Raw genomic sequence first — 14,751 nt, 5'->3', positions numbered from 1 at the left:
AACCATATGTCATTACATATTTGAGATTTTTACTTCACCCTCATCCTTATAAAGCTGGCAGAAACTTCTGTCATCCTTTACAACAAGGCTTACATCGGTAATATTTACAATTACTCCCGCATACAGTATCTTTGATACTTTCACCCTTGCATTGCTACTGCCATTTAATATACTCTGCAGCCTTTCGTATTCATGCTCTAATGGTGTACGCTGAGCTTCCTTCTCCTTAAAAGCACGCATAAGCTGTTCAATATACTGGATTTTTCCCTGATCCAGTTTTTCTTTATTCTTAAGCTTCTCTCCATAGGTAGTAAGAATCGTCCGAATCTGCTCAATGGTCTTATTCAGCTGAAGCAGTTCTTCCTGCACTTTCACATAACGTTCTTTCTTTTCCGGATCCACACCAACTTCAATACGTGTTCCTGCTCCAAGGCTGGAACCAATGGTCTGGGCCTCTACCAGACTGCCCGCCCGGATAACGCCACCTGTTATGAATCCGTTCTTACCACTTACGCGAACCTCCGTTGCTGCAGATACCTTACTATGTAAAATAGAATCTGTTTCAACATAACCTCCGGAAATGATGGTTGCATTTTCAATAAACTTGCAGATAACATTTCCCTGTGCCTGAAGTATTCCTTTGGTCATTCCATGAATTCCGCGTTTTACAATGATCTGACCACCCGCCTGTATCAGCGCATCTTCTACCACGCCTTCTACTACTACATCACCTTTTGCAATAATTGAAAAACCACCTTTTACATTACCTCTTACGGTAACGTTTCCCGGATAATCAATATTACCGGTGGAATTATCCACATCAGCCGGCACTTCATAGACATCTGATACAAATACTTTACCATTTACCAGACTTGCATGTCCGGTTACTTCAGAGTACAGTTCTGTTTTGTCTTCCGATACCCGGATATTATTTCCATATTCTAACTGAAGGGAGCGTACCTGTTTTGGTTTAATTTCTTTTCCCTGTACATCATATCCTTTGATTCCATGATCTTCTGGAAATAATTTTGCCAGAAGGTCTCCTTCTTTGATATGGCTGATTACATTCAGTTCACGGTAATCTACCGAACCATCTTCATTTTTCTTCGGCTTTAAATTAACATCTGTATTAAAATAATATTCAATTCTGGCATCCTGACCATCTACCGGTTTTTTTCCTTTTGCCAGCACAAAATCGGTACAATATTCCCTATCCTGGAAAAATTTCAAAATTTCATCCTGATCAACCCCTGCTTTGACACCTTTTGCAGTTAAATCCCTTAAGATTTCCTGCACATTCATATTCGTGCCGCCTGCAGCCGGATAAAACCTGCACACCGCCTCCATGGCATCTGCTGATACTGTTACGGACATCTCTTCATTTATCTGAATCGGATAAATATCTCCGACCATAATCTCTGTCATCTCATTGCTGTTAATTGCTGCAACCAGTTCCTTTAAATTATAATCCGGGCAGCCATGCCTTTCCAGATACTCTGTCAGTTCACCAATTTCAATAACATTTCCTTCCAGAGCTGCCGGGAAAAGCTTAATATAAGTCGCATGTTCCTTTATCACAAATTGAAAATAAGCATTTGCCTGTCCCATAGCTTCCCTCCTTTTAACTTTCATCAACCAATATATCCATATAACTTCCCATTTTCTTTTTCATCTTTGCCAGAGCCCTGGTATGAAGCTGGGATATTCTTGATTCAGATACTTCAAGAATACTGCTGATTTCCTTCAAGGTAAGTTCTTCATAATAATAAAGTTCAATTACCCTGCGTTCCTTTTCCGTCAAGGTCTCAAGGCTTTGTGCCAAAACTTCTTTCAGTTCGCTTTCTGCCACCACATCTTCCGGTTGTGCAAAATGGGAATTTTTTGTCGCATCCATCGCAGGCTCTGTTCCCTGCTCCACAAACTCATTTAAAGAAACAACATTGGTAACTTTTAACTGGGACTGCCAGTTCAGGTATTCATCCTCTGATACCCCGAGTTCGCTTGCAATCTCTTCATCCAATGCCGTCTTTCCTGTCTTCATTTCTATATTTTTTATTGCTTCGTCAATCTTTTTCTGTTTTTGGCGAACAGCCCTCGGTATCCAGTCCATTTTACGAATCTGGTCTAATATTGCCCCACGGATTCGAAGGCTTGCATATGTCTCAAATTTAACATCCTTGCTTCGGTCAAATTTATCAATTGCATCAATCAGTCCAAAGATTCCATAGCTGACCAAATCTTCATATTCTACATTATATCCAAGATACATACTCAATCTGCCCGCTACTAATTTAACTAACGGAGCATATTCTATGATAATCTGTTCCCGTATTTCAGATACTGGATTTTTCTGATAGCTTTCCCACAGTTTTTCTCTGTCCACTGTTTTCATGCCATAGCCTCCGGTTTCTTATAATTACTCTTCTTTCGCTCTTTTCTCTTCCTCTTTTTCTGACTTTTCTGATGTATCTTCTTTTTTCTCATCAGCAGACTCTTCTGCATCACCATCTGCTTTTTCTTCTGTACTGCTTTCTTCATCCTTTGCAGCTTTAAAATTCTTTTCCAAGATATACGCTGCAATGCCCCCAAGCAGATAGAATATAATCAGTACCAGCAATAATGTCTTTGTAAAGGCAAGCAATTCCATTTTCTGAAAAATTGCCACAATACAGGTAATAAATCCTGCGGTCAACATTACGATTGCAGGAATCGGTTTTGTCTTCATCTTTACATCCTCAATCTAAATAATTTTCAATTCTTTTCCAACAGACTTAATATAGAATTCTCCGGTATCGCAATGTAATTCTACGGTACGTCCATAATTCAGCCCGGTATCCTCTGCCAGAAGCGGAATACCAAGCTCCTTCAGTTTCTGTCTGGAAGCTTCTGCATTTCTTGCTCCAATATTTCCCACTTCAGAGTTGCCACTTACCTCGAACATTCTGGCTCCGCCTGCAATCTTTGCTACAAGCCTGCTCTTTGCCGCCCCTGCTTCTGTCATCCGGCGAACCAGCTCTACAATTCCTGTATCTGCGAATTTCGCTATATTCGAATTATTTTTCATCTTTGTACTGTCTGGCAGCATAATATGTGCAAGTCCGCCAATCTTTGTAACCGGGTCTAGCAATGCTATTCCTATACAGGAACCCAGTCCTAATGTGGTAATTGTATCCGGAGCCTTGCAAATATTTAAGTCTGCCATACCAACTTTTATTACTTCACCCATTGATACCCTTCTCCTTATAAGGTAATTCCCAGAGATTTCAGAATCTTCTCATAAGACTCAAGGTCAGGTAACAGAATAAAATATCCTTCTATCATCACTTCATCTCCGAATTCTGTCGTAATCATAAGTGCATTGTCTCCAATTTTACCAAACTGTATTGCCGGAACACTTAAAATAGCTCCCGCCATATCAATTGCAATATAAGGAACCGATGGTGCAATAGTAAGCTGCGTCATGGCAGAAAGCGCGTTCAGATAAGAACCGGCAATGATATTTCCTATTTCTTTTAATGCAGACATATCCATCTCATCAAAATCTTCCGCATAATCTGCCGGACGTCCCATTAGTTTATTTACCAGATAATGTGCAGAATCAAGTTTCATAAGAAACATCATGCTGCCGGTAATATCATCTGTTACTTCCAGATAGATTCCTACGATTGACTCATCTTCCGGGCAAATTGCAGAACCCAGTTCCTGAAAGGTCAGTAATTCAACTCTTGGTACATCCATATTAATCCGGATATTCAACATATTTGCCATTGCAGTTGTTGCATTTCCGGCACCAATATTTCCAATTTCTTTTAAGACATCCACATACATGTCATTTACCTGGTTCAAAGTATAATCCGCCAATTTTATCCTCCTGCTGTCATTTCAAGATATAGAATATAGTGAGGCATTTGCCTCACTATATCTATAACAATTACGCATTTTCTTTTTCTTCTATAATAGAATGAATATCCAGAAGGGAAATTAATTCATCTCCGTTTTTACCGATTCCATCGATAAAAGATACCTTGGCATTCTTCATATCGCCACTCACTTTATCAATTTCATTGGTTCCTAATGTAACAACTTCTTTTACTTCATCCACGATTATTCCCAGTGCACTCTGCTGTTCAATTTTTAAAATTATAATACGGCTGGCATTGGTAAATACATCTTCTTCCAGTTCCATACGTATTCTGAGACTCATAACCGGTACGATTTCTCCACGAAGATTGATAATTCCTTTAAAGAAATTCTGTACTCTAGGTACTCTTGTAATCTTCTGCATACGGACAATATTGTCTACATAACTGATATCGATTCCGTACTGCTCATTTCCGATTTTTACAACAATATACTGTTTTCTGATATTTTCTACTGTTTCAAGTTGCTCTGCCACTCTGCACACCCCCTGTTAAATCAATGTATTTGCATCCAGGATTAATGCGACTTCGCCATCACCCAGAATTGTTGCACCGCTGATTGTCTTATTATTATTAATATACTTACCAAGTGATTTAATTACGATTTCCTGCTGTCCAAGAAGATTGTCTACAACAAGTCCTGCATAACGGTCGCCTTTTCTTACGATAACAACAGTAAGGCTTTCTACTTCTTCATCCTTCGGTGGAATATCAAGTATCTGATCCAGCCGGATGATTGGAATAACAGAACCACGTAAATTAATTACTTCCTTGGATTCTACATATTTAATATCTTCAACCGGAATATCCTCGATAGTCTGAATTGCGCCTAACGCAATTGCATATTTTTCATCGCGGATTTCTACCATCAACGCCTGAATGATTGCCAGTGTAAGTGGCAGTCTTACTACGAATTTGGTTCCAACGCCAAGTTTGCTCTTTACCTCAACATCTCCGCCTAATGCTTCAATATTGGATTTAACAACGTCAAGACCTACACCACGTCCGGAAATATCGGTAATCTGTTTTGCCATAGAGAAACTCGGCATAAATAAGAAATCGATAATTTCTTTCTGGCTCAGCTTTTCTGCCTGTTCCGGTGTTACCAGACCACGCTCTACTGCTTTTGCTTTAACCTTCTCTGTATCAATTCCGTTACCATCATCACTTACTTCAATGATTACATTATTTCCTTCCTGGAATGCATTCAGATTAATGGTTCCTGTTTCTGGCTTACCGCGTTCCTTACGAACTTCTGCACTCTCAAGACCATGGTCAGCAGAGTTACGAAGCAGATGCTGCAACGGGTCGCCAATCTGGTCAACTACAGTACGATCAAGTTCTGTATCTTCACCGGTCATGCACAATTCCATCTTCTTATTCAATCTTCTGGAAAGGTCACGAATCATACGTGGGAATTTGTTTACAACGCTCTCAATTGGAACCATCCGCACTTTCATAACCGATTCATGAAGACTGGTTGTAATTCTTTCCAGATACTCAATCTGCTCATGGAATGACTGATTCTGGAAATTGCCTCCTTCCTGGGAGCCAATGGATACCAGACTGTTTTTTGCAATAATCAGCTCACTCACCTGGTTCATCAGTGCATCCAGTTTTTCGATATCCACACGCACGGTACGGTTTGTAACCGGTTTGCCTGCCGGTTTTGACTTAGTCTGTGCCGGTTTATTCTCTTTATGTACTGCCTGCTCTGCCGGCTTTGCTGCTGATGTATTTGCCGGAAGATTTTCCTGTACATTTCCCTCATGGAATAGGGTTGCCGTCTTCACTTCTTCACCAACGGCATCCGCAATTTCAGATACATTTTTAACTGCTTTTAAAATATCATCTAATGCAGCATTGGATGATAAGAACAAACTGAAGTCCAGTTCAAAACGTTCATCCTCAATATCCTGGGAACTTGGACTGTAAACAACAATCTGTCCAAACTCTTCTACTGCTTTAAATACAAGGAATGCTCTTGCCGCTTTCAAAAGGCAATCTTTCTGTACTTCTACTGTAATTCCGTAAATTTTGTTTCCACTTTCTTCAGCTGCTTTTAACGCATCTTTATCTTTGGAAGAAAATTCTACGCTTAAGTATTTCTTTTTACCATCACCGTTTTCCGGTTCTTCTGCTTTCTTTTCTTCTTTTTTTTCTTCCTTTGCAGGTGCGGCTGCTCCGCCGTTCTCTGCATTCTCTAAGAATTTGTTCAAAGCTGTAATCAGTGCTTCGTTGTCTTCTGTACCTTCATCTGATGTACTCTTGATCGTATCGAGGTAACTTTCAATTGCATCCAGACACTGGAAAAGAATATCAATCATTTCACTGGTGACTTTTACTTTGTCACTACGAACTTCCTGGAATACATTTTCCATATCATGAGTCAGATGCTGCATTCTCTTAAAGCCCATGGTTCCTGCCATTCCCTTTAAAGAGTGTGCTGCACGGAAAATTTCATTAATGGTATCTTTGTTTTCCGGCTCCTTTTCCAAAGTCATAATGCAATCATTCAGGCTCTGGATATGCTCACTTGTCTCATCAATAAAAATTTCTAGATACTGGCTTACATCCATCTTTAATTTACCCCCACATTCTTTAGAATTGTGTCCGCAACACTTTCTAATGGTACTATTTCATCAACAAGTCCTGTCTCTGCAATTGCCTTTGGCATTCCATATACCACAGATGTTTCTTCATCCTGAGCAATTACGTATACATTTTTTTCTTTCTGGAGTTCTGAAATTCCCTTTGTTCCATCAGCACCCATTCCGGTAAGAACTACACAGGTAATTTCATCATAGCCGCTGTCCATCAAAGACTCATACATCAGATTGGCACATGGTCTTAATCCACCAATTGCCGGTGCATCACTTAAAACAATACAGTGCGTTCCATCTGCTAACCGCTGTACCAGTAAATGTTTTCCTCCCGGTGCCACATAAACATGTCCTTTTTCCAAGACATCACCTTCGTTTGCCTCTTTCACATCCAGCGGGCTGAGTTCATTCAGCCGGGCTGCCATGGATTTTGTAAAACCAGCCGGCATATGCTGAACCACAAGAACCGGTGCATCCATATTGGATTTCAGCAATGGAATCACACTCTGTAAGGATTTTGGACCGCCTGTGGAACATGCAATTGCAACAATCTTGCTCCGGGCTGCATCCTTCGTTCTAATCTTCCGGACAGCTGCCGGTTTTACCACATTCGTAATTACTTTTTTCTGATACGTCTGTGTGCTTCCTGCTGCAGTTATTGTTGCAAGAACTTTTATCAGTTTTTCCCGGAAACGCTGTCCCTTTGTCTCTATCAGATTATTTGGTTTCTCGATAAAGTCAATTGCACCACGTTCCATTGCCTTGAGTGTAACTTCAGCTCCATCTGTCGTTAATGTACTGACCATTACTACTGTTGCTTTTATATTTTCTTTTTGTAATCTTTCAAGTAGTTCCAGTCCGTTCATTCTTGGCATATTTACATCTAAAACAACTGCGTCATATGCTTTCTGACACAATTTTTCATATGCTTCCAAGCCATCTCTGCATGTATCCGTTGCCTGAAAACCACTATCTGAATTAATTATATCACAGATAACTCTTCTCATGAGTGCTGAGTCATCAACAACCAGAATATTCTTTTTCATTCTATTAATTTAACCCTATCCTTTTCCTCTCTGTCTTGCTTTTCTTTCTTCTGCAAAAATATACCTGATAATTTCTTCCCTTATTTTATCATCACGAATAATAAATTTCAGTCGGTTTTCATACATATTATCACGATTTAACAGCTTCGTACTTCGCAGGATATATCCTGGAAGATAATATTGTTTTTCACCGGTCTGCGTCTGTAGCATCACAATAATCAGAACAGCTTTTCCCTCTTCTAACTGCTCATTCGTTACAAAGCGTACACCACCTCCACTGATATCAACAATAGTGCCCTTTTTCTGCTTTTTATAAAAATTATCATCCCTGAGACTTGCGATGATGTCTTCCGTCTGTTCCATTTCCGCTTCTTCGTCTGTCAGATGGAAATACCCCATATCAAGGACACATTCCATACGGTAATATTCCCGCCTCTGATATTTGCTCAGTGGTGTATTTAATACAATCCGGAGCAGGTAGCGGTTCTCCGTCTTATAACGTTCCCAGATCTGACCAATGCTTTTATACAATCCATTCGGTGTATAGAATACAAATTCATAGCGAAGTCCCAGTGGAAGTAATATCAGTTTTCCACTCTGAATCGGCATCATTATCTCCATTTCACCATTTTCAAACAGTTCAAAAATCTGACTCTTGTAAACTGGTGCAGCCTTTTCTGCAGATTCTGACCTTTCCGTCTGGTTCACTATATGAATATCAATTTTCATTCCTTCCCGTAAAACATTTGAAATCATTCTATCACCTATCTGTTATTAAAAAATTCAGCAAACAACTGGGCAAAGCCCCGCTTCATCAACGGAATATCATGCGCACCTTCTATAAGATTATTTGCAAGTATCTCAAATGCTTTTGCAGACTTGGTCTCCGGTGCATATAAAGATACTGTCTGCTGCTGGCGTATTGCTTTTTCAAACATGGAATCCTGCGGTATCATGCCGAGATATTCAAGATTACCATTTAAAAACTGTGACACAACGGTATTTAATTTATCATATACTGCCTGTCCATCTTCCACAGAATTTACACGGTTGGCAACCACATGAATCTGCGTTCCGCTTTTGGCAAAATTCGGATTCCGGTGCAGTGCCTTTAACAGAGAATAGGAATCGGTCAGTGAGCTTGGTTCCGGTGTTGATACCAGAAGGACCTCCGGACAAGCCATAACAAATTCCAATACGCTGTCTGCAATTCCTGCTCCGGTATCCACCAGTACAATATCAGCCATTTCATCTAACTGTGCCAGATTACGTACTAAAAAAGTAATCTGATCCTTGGACAGATTATTCATTCCCACAATGCCGGAGCCGCCTGAGATAAAGCTTACTCCTGCCGGTCCCTCTGTTATAATCTGCCGCATATCCATTCCCCGGTATATAACATCACTCAAATTATGTTTTGGTATTGCTCCAAGCATAACTTCTACATTTGCCAGTCCCAAATCAGCATCAAAAATAATAACTTTCTTATTCATTTTCTGAAGCTGGATTGCCAGATTAACTGTAACGCTGGATTTTCCCACGCCACCTTTTCCACTGGTAACCGTAATTACTCTTGCTTTCTGGGGAAGCTTCTGGTTCTTTAATTTAATTACATTGCGCAGCTTTTCTGCCTGATCCATATTATTATCTGCCTCCCAATAACTGTTTTACAATTTTCTGTGACTGGAAAATTTCAATATCATCTGGCACATTCTGCCCTGTTGTCACATAGGAAACATCCGCACCAGAATACATGCGAATATTTAACAGACTACCATAACTACTGGTTTCATCTAATTTAGTAAAAATAATCTTATAATCCGATATCTCATGGTATTTATCTACAATTTCCATCAAATCGCGGTATTTTGTAGTTGCGCTTAATACCAGATAAACATCCTTCTCATATTTGTCATCCAGACTTTCTATGAGGTTTCTCATATCTTTTCTCTGATCTTCATTCTTATAAGAGAATCCTGCGGTATCTACCAGAACGAGATCATAATCCTTTACACGCTCTATGGCTGCATTCATTTCTTCCGATGAATAAATAACTGTCAGCGGTGTATCTAAGATATTCGCATAAGTACGTAACTGTTCTGCCGCAGCAATCCGATAAGTATCTGCTGTTAAAAGTGCTACTTTTTTGCCATAATCCACTTTAAATCTGGAAGCCACTTTTGCAATGGTTGTTGTCTTGCCAACACCGGTTGGTCCAATAAAAAATACGATTTTAGGCTGTCCCGGTACCAGTTCAATCTTTTGAGGCTGCCCGAATTTTAATACCATTTTCTGGTAAACATTGGATAAGATAATATCCATGCTTGCACTGCCTCTTAAATTCTTCTCCACATCATCTAATATCTGGTTGACATATCTTTCATTCACTTCATTATCCAGTAATGTTTCATAAATCATGCGGATACAACGGAAAGTCTCAGACTGCTGATGCTTCATATCCTTTGGAGCATCAGTTTCCTTTTCCGGCTTTTCCTCTTCTTTTGGTTCTTCCTCTTTTTCCGGTTTTAACTTCTTTTCTAATAAATTAGAAAGACTTTCTATCTTTTCTTCCAAATCATGACTGCTTTCCGGATGAATGGCTGCTGGTTCCAGTGCCGGAATTTCAATTTTTTCATTTGCTGCAAAATTTATGCTGTCATGCATCTTTAATGGAGCATGTAACGCAGGAAGAGGATTAACTGTCTGTTCCTTTTCCTCTAATGCTGCCGTCACTTCATAAGTTGTGCTCTTTAATGCCCGGAATAAACCCTTCGGTTTGATTTCCTTTACATTCATAATCACAACTGCTTCTCCCATTTCCTTTTTCGCCTTATCAACTGCCTCTTCTCTTGTTCTGCCCTGAAATTTATTAATCGTCATTTTATGCTGTCACCATCCCTACTGATTGTAATTCCACATTTGATTCCACTTCATTATAAGACACCACAATGAGGTCTTTGAAATAGTCCTCAGTGAGTTTCTTAAAATACATCCGCACAATTGGCGAAGTAATGACAATCGGATTCTTTCCAATATTCTCTAACTTCGCCACTTCCTGCTTCAAGGATTCCATAATATTCTTGGTCTTCTCCGGATCTAAAGTCAGATAAGCCCCCTGCTCAGTCTGTTTTACAGAACCCATGATTTCCTGTTCCACCTTCGGATCTAATGTTACCACGCTGGTTGTCTCATTTGCCGGAAAGTATTTACTTGAAATTGCACGTTTTAATCCCTGACGCACATATTCTGTCAATACATCGGTATCCCTGGTTGTTACCGCATGGTCTGCTAAATTTTCAAAAATCGTAAGCAGATCACGGATAGAAATGCCCTCCTGTAAAAGATTCTGTAAGACTTTCTGAATCTCACCAATACTAAGGAGCTTCGGTGTAAGCTCGTCCACAAGTGCAGGATTGTTTTCCTTGATATTACTAATAAGATTAGATACATCCTGTCTGGTAAGAAGTTCTGCAATGTGGGAACGGATTACCTCTGTCAGATGGGTGGCAATAATAGATGGCGGATCTACTACGGTATAGCCAAGACTCTCCGCACGCTCTCTCTGTCCCTCTGTAATCCAGATTGCCGGCAGATGGAAGGATGGCTCAAAGGTCGGAATACCGGTGATTTCCTCTTCCACATATCCCGGATTCATTGCCATATAGTGGTCAAAAAGGATTTCCCCTTCTGTTACCTGAATTCCCTTTATCTTAATAATATACTGGTTAGGATTTAACTGAATATTGTCACGCAGACGAATAATCGGAACCACTGTTCCAAGTTCCAGTGCAATCTGTCTGCGGATCATTACTACACGGTCCAAAAGGTCTCCACCCTGATTTACATCTGCCAGTGGAATAATACCATAACCAAACTCCAGTTCAATAGGATCAACCTGAAGCAGTGAAACCACATTCTCCGGCCGCCGGATTTCTTCTGCCGCCGTTTCATCTGCATTGGTTTCCTCTTCGATTTCTTCCACCTTTACATCCTTTTGTATCTTCCGTCCGGCAGCTAAAAATGCAATGCCAAGCGCACAGAAAAGTACCGGATTCAGCGGAGTTGCAATTCCAAGAAAGGTTATCGTTGCACCTACAATATACAATACCTTGGGAATTCCAAAAAGCTGTTTTACCAGCATGGATCCAAAATCCGCTTCACTGGATGCTTTTGTTACCAGAATACCTGTTGCCAGCGAAATCAAAAGAGACGGAACCTGGCTGACCAGTCCATCACCAATGGTTAATATACCATATTTCTGAAGTGCCTCCATGGCAGACAGTCCGCCATTCATGACTCCCATAATTGTTCCACCAATCAGGTTGATGAATGTAATAATAAGGCCGGCCGTTGCATCTCCTTTTACATACTTGGTTGCACCATCCATAGAACCAAAGAAGTTAGATTCCTGCTGAATCTTAGTTCTCCGTTCTCTTGCTTCCTTCTCTGTGATGGCACCAGTATTTAAATCTGCGTCAATTGCCATCTGTTTTCCAGGCATTGCATCCAATGTAAAACGTGCAGTTACCTCAGATACACGCTCAGAACCTTTATTGATAACGATAAACTGTATCAGAATCAGGACAATAAATACAATTGCTCCGATTACAAGATTACCACCACCTACAAAGCCCCCAAAGGTCTCTACTACATTTCCTGGTTCACCGGTAGATAAAATCAATCGGGTGGAAGAAACATTTAATGAGATTCGGAATATGGTGGTAAACAATAACAGTGTCGGGAAAAATGACATATCCAGCACTTCTTTTGCAAATAATGCATTAAAAAGAATAATCATTGCCAGTGAAATATTAATCGCCAGCATGACATCCAATAAAATAGAAGGAATCGGAATAATAAAGAATATGACTGCAGCAAGAAGATAGATTGCTACACCAAAATCCGCTTTTTTCATTCCGGTTTCCTCCTTTCATTTAAATTCGTATTAATTTCTGCCTTTTAGATTGTAAACCATCGCAAGCACTTCTGCAACTGCCTGATACAATTCTGGTGGAATTTCTGCTCCGACATTTACATTTGCATAAAGCATACGCGCCAACGGTTTATTCTCTACAATTTCCACCTGATTTTCTCTTGCCACTTCCTTAATCTTTGCAGCCAGAAAATCTTCACCCTTTGCAACCACAACCGGTGCTTTGGATACTTCCGCATCATACCTTATCGCAACTGCATAATGGGTCGGGTTCGTAATGACTACGTCTGCCTTCGGCACATCCTGCATCATTCGCCGCTGCGATGCCTCACGCATTCTCTGACGCTGTCTTCCCTTAATCTGTGGGTCTCCCTCAGTATTCTTATACTCGTCCTTTACTTCCTGTTTGGTCATCTTCATTTCTTCTTTGAATTTATGTTTCTGATAAATCAAATCAGTGATTCCGACAATCAGGTAAACCAGACTTATTTTTAAACCCACATCCACAATAAGTCCGGCAATCAATGCAACTGCCTGCAACAGTTCCATATCATAGATAACAAATAATTCTCCCTGCCTGTCCCTAATCTCGGAATACGCCACATACATGACCAGTGCCACTTTGACAATAGACTTTACAAGTTCAAACAGAGAATCTTTGGAAAACATCCGTTTAAAACCATTGATAGGATTAAACTTTGATAATTCCGGTTTTAATGGCTTCCCACTTATTTTCCAGCCCACCTGAAGCACGCTGACTAAAAACGTTACCACCATTCCGATTAAAAGAAACGGTATCATGACCTTTATCATTTCAATCACAGCCTGCGACATTAGCATATGGCTGGATTTTACTGTCATGCCCGTCTTATTTTCTAATAAAATATCCGGGATTTTCCGATAGAAACCTGAAAACTCATTCATTAAGTTTTCTGAAACATAGCTTCCAAAAATCTTCAATCCCAGGAATAAAACAATTAAATCTACTGCTCCGGAAAATTCCTTGCTTTTTGCAACTTTTCCTTCTTCTCTTGCATCTTTTAATTTTTTTGCAGTTGCCGGCTCTGTCTTTTCGCCGCCAGGTCCCTCTTTTGCGAACCACTGCAGATTATATTTCAGAAGTAAATCTCTTTCCTCCATATAAATCTCCTATTCATGTACCAGCTTATCCATGCATTCCTGATGCAATTCCGGTAACCATCCGTTTCATCTCAGTAAACACAAAATCGGATACATACGGAAGCAGCTGTATCGTCAAAAACAAAACCAGAAATCCAAGCAATATCTTAAGCTGGATACCAACAGAAAACATATTCATCTGTGGTGCAATCTTTGCCATGATTCCAAGAATACAGTTCAATATCATTAACACTGCAAAAACAGGAAGTGCCACCCGGAAACCAAGCACCATGGAATCCGTCATATAAGAAACCATGGTCTGAAGCAGGGAATCCCACATAAAATTCTGACCATTTACCGGAATCAGAGTGAAAGAATCAACAATTGCCTGTAAGATATACTGATACATTCCACTGGACATGAGCAATAACATGACCAGATAATTATAAAAATTACCTGTTATCGGAGAATTTGTTTTACTTACCGGATCATACTCGGTCGCCATGGACAAGCCCATATTTAAATCCATAATATTACCCGCAAATAAAACAATGGAATTACAAATATTTGCTCCAAAACCAATCAGCAATCCTGTAATTCCCTCTTTCACGACAATTGTGGCATATTCAATTACTCCTCCATATTCTATCGTGCTTTCAGGTAATACTCCAATCAACAGGATGGATACAAATACTGAGAAACCAATTTTGACTCTTCCCGGAGTATTCGACATGCTAAAAAATGGAGCCGAAAAAACAAAAGAAGTAATCCTCACCAGAACCAGCAAAAAATATTCAAATGTAAGCAGTGAGAAACTATAATTAACCATGTTTTATCTCTACCTGTATATCAACTGATATATAAACTAAAATCAGACCACAATCTCGTCATAAAATCAGTCATATTATTCAGCATCCACGCTCCAAAGAGAAGCATTCCTGCAAATACAGCCAGAATCTTCGGTACAAAGGTAAGCGTCTGTTCCTGAATAGATGTAACCGTCTGAAAAATACTAATAATCAAGCCTACGATAAGTGATATTAAAAGCAATGGAGCCGAAGTTAAAATAATATTATAAATAGCGTCCCTTGCAATATCTAAAACTTCTCCCTGTGTGATCAATTTCTACA

The 14,751-nt window shown here is 39.8% G+C and carries 15 protein-coding genes; all 15 read right to left on the bottom strand.

The window, feature by feature from the left end; all coding sequences use genetic code 11:
• Window positions 1–12: 12 nt before the first annotated feature.
• The 15 genes from DXB43_RS05930 to fliQ all read right to left on the bottom strand — a co-directional run bounded on the left by DXB43_RS05930 (window position 13) and on the right by fliQ (window position 14,740).
• Window positions 13–1,608, bottom strand: a complete 1,596-nt coding sequence (locus DXB43_RS05930; protein WP_158567196.1) for a FapA family protein — start codon at window positions 1,606–1,608, stop codon at window positions 13–15.
• Window positions 1,609–1,621: 13 nt separating this feature from the next.
• On the bottom strand, window positions 1,622–2,392 hold the full coding sequence (locus DXB43_RS05925; RefSeq protein ID WP_117841159.1) for a sigma-70 family RNA polymerase sigma factor: 771 nt from the start codon (window positions 2,390–2,392) through the stop codon (window positions 1,622–1,624).
• A gap of 24 nt (window positions 2,393–2,416) precedes the next feature.
• Entirely contained in the window at window positions 2,417–2,725 is a 309-nt protein-coding gene (locus DXB43_RS05920) for a hypothetical protein (RefSeq protein WP_117699038.1), read from the bottom strand.
• 15 nt (window positions 2,726–2,740) lie between these two features.
• Window positions 2,741–3,226, bottom strand: a complete 486-nt coding sequence (locus DXB43_RS05915; protein WP_022243286.1) for a chemotaxis protein CheD — start codon at window positions 3,224–3,226, stop codon at window positions 2,741–2,743.
• Window positions 3,227–3,240: 14 nt separating this feature from the next.
• On the bottom strand, window positions 3,241–3,861 hold the full coding sequence (locus tag DXB43_RS05910; RefSeq protein ID WP_022243287.1) for a chemotaxis protein CheC: 621 nt from the start codon (window positions 3,859–3,861) through the stop codon (window positions 3,241–3,243).
• 70 nt (window positions 3,862–3,931) lie between these two features.
• Entirely contained in the window at window positions 3,932–4,396 is a 465-nt protein-coding gene (locus tag DXB43_RS05905; RefSeq protein ID WP_022243288.1) for a chemotaxis protein CheW, read from the bottom strand.
• Between the two features lie 15 nt (window positions 4,397–4,411).
• Window positions 4,412–6,499 (bottom strand): chemotaxis protein CheA, encoded by a 2,088-nt coding sequence (locus tag DXB43_RS05900; protein WP_117947059.1) that lies wholly within the window; start codon window positions 6,497–6,499, stop codon window positions 4,412–4,414.
• Window positions 6,500–6,501: 2 nt separating this feature from the next.
• A complete protein-coding gene (locus tag DXB43_RS05895; RefSeq protein ID WP_117699041.1) occupies window positions 6,502–7,569 on the bottom strand; it encodes a protein-glutamate methylesterase/protein-glutamine glutaminase in 1,068 nt (355 codons plus the stop codon).
• A 15-nt stretch (window positions 7,570–7,584) separates the two neighbouring features.
• Window positions 7,585–8,325: a flagellar brake protein gene (locus DXB43_RS05890; RefSeq protein ID WP_117947058.1), complete on the bottom strand. Its 741-nt coding sequence runs from the start codon at window positions 8,323–8,325 to the stop codon at window positions 7,585–7,587.
• Between the two features lie 8 nt (window positions 8,326–8,333).
• A complete protein-coding gene (locus tag DXB43_RS05885; RefSeq protein WP_117699044.1) occupies window positions 8,334–9,209 on the bottom strand; it encodes a MinD/ParA family protein in 876 nt (291 codons plus the stop codon).
• Between the two features lie 4 nt (window positions 9,210–9,213).
• Window positions 9,214–10,449, bottom strand: a complete 1,236-nt coding sequence (gene flhF, locus DXB43_RS05880; RefSeq protein ID WP_117947057.1) for a flagellar biosynthesis protein FlhF — start codon at window positions 10,447–10,449, stop codon at window positions 9,214–9,216.
• A 1-nt stretch (window position 10,450) separates the two neighbouring features.
• Window positions 10,451–12,484 carry a flagellar biosynthesis protein FlhA gene (gene flhA, locus DXB43_RS05875; protein ID WP_022243294.1) on the bottom strand — a complete coding sequence of 678 codons (2,034 nt, stop codon included), beginning with the start codon at window positions 12,482–12,484 and terminating at the stop codon, window positions 10,451–10,453.
• A 30-nt stretch (window positions 12,485–12,514) separates the two neighbouring features.
• Window positions 12,515–13,642, bottom strand: coding sequence for a flagellar biosynthesis protein FlhB (gene flhB, locus DXB43_RS05870; protein ID WP_117947056.1), 1,128 nt, complete (start codon window positions 13,640–13,642; stop codon window positions 12,515–12,517).
• Window positions 13,643–13,667: 25 nt separating this feature from the next.
• Window positions 13,668–14,450 (bottom strand): flagellar biosynthetic protein FliR, encoded by a 783-nt coding sequence (gene fliR, locus DXB43_RS05865; RefSeq protein ID WP_117699047.1) that lies wholly within the window; start codon window positions 14,448–14,450, stop codon window positions 13,668–13,670.
• 20 nt (window positions 14,451–14,470) lie between these two features.
• Complete coding sequence (gene fliQ / locus DXB43_RS05860; protein WP_197420812.1) at window positions 14,471–14,740, bottom strand: flagellar biosynthesis protein FliQ; 270 nt, start codon at window positions 14,738–14,740, stop codon at window positions 14,471–14,473.
• Window positions 14,741–14,751 lie beyond the last annotated feature (11 nt).

This window comes from Roseburia sp. OM04-10BH, from assembly GCF_003462605.1.
Taxonomy (GTDB): Bacteria; Bacillota; Clostridia; order Lachnospirales; family Lachnospiraceae; genus Roseburia_C; species Roseburia_C amylophila.
This window is presented reverse-complemented; position numbering and strand designations above follow the sequence as displayed.

What these genes read in the sequence shown, in the direction of transcription:
- DXB43_RS05930 (WP_158567196.1), bottom strand. Translation starts at nt 1,608, where the DNA reads ATGGGACAGGCAAATGCTTATTTTCAATTTGTGATAAAGGAACATGCG.
- DXB43_RS05925 (WP_117841159.1), bottom strand. Translation starts at nt 2,392, where the DNA reads ATGAAAACAGTGGACAGAGAAAAACTGTGGGAAAGCTATCAGAAAAAT.
- DXB43_RS05920 (WP_117699038.1), bottom strand. Translation starts at nt 2,725, where the DNA reads ATGAAGACAAAACCGATTCCTGCAATCGTAATGTTGACCGCAGGATTT.
- DXB43_RS05915 (WP_022243286.1), bottom strand. Translation starts at nt 3,226, where the DNA reads ATGGGTGAAGTAATAAAAGTTGGTATGGCAGACTTAAATATTTGCAAG.
- DXB43_RS05900 (WP_117947059.1), bottom strand. Translation starts at nt 6,499, where the DNA reads ATGGATGTAAGCCAGTATCTAGAAATTTTTATTGATGAGACAAGTGAG.
- DXB43_RS05895 (WP_117699041.1), bottom strand. Translation starts at nt 7,569, where the DNA reads ATGAAAAAGAATATTCTGGTTGTTGATGACTCAGCACTCATGAGAAGA.
- DXB43_RS05890 (WP_117947058.1), bottom strand. Translation starts at nt 8,325, where the DNA reads ATGATTTCAAATGTTTTACGGGAAGGAATGAAAATTGATATTCATATA.
- DXB43_RS05885 (WP_117699044.1), bottom strand. Translation starts at nt 9,209, where the DNA reads ATGGATCAGGCAGAAAAGCTGCGCAATGTAATTAAATTAAAGAACCAG.
- flhF (WP_117947057.1), bottom strand. Translation starts at nt 10,449, where the DNA reads ATGACGATTAATAAATTTCAGGGCAGAACAAGAGAAGAGGCAGTTGAT.
- flhA (WP_022243294.1), bottom strand. Translation starts at nt 12,484, where the DNA reads ATGAAAAAAGCGGATTTTGGTGTAGCAATCTATCTTCTTGCTGCAGTC.
- flhB (WP_117947056.1), bottom strand. Translation starts at nt 13,642, where the DNA reads ATGGAGGAAAGAGATTTACTTCTGAAATATAATCTGCAGTGGTTCGCA.
- fliR (WP_117699047.1), bottom strand. Translation starts at nt 14,450, where the DNA reads ATGGTTAATTATAGTTTCTCACTGCTTACATTTGAATATTTTTTGCTG.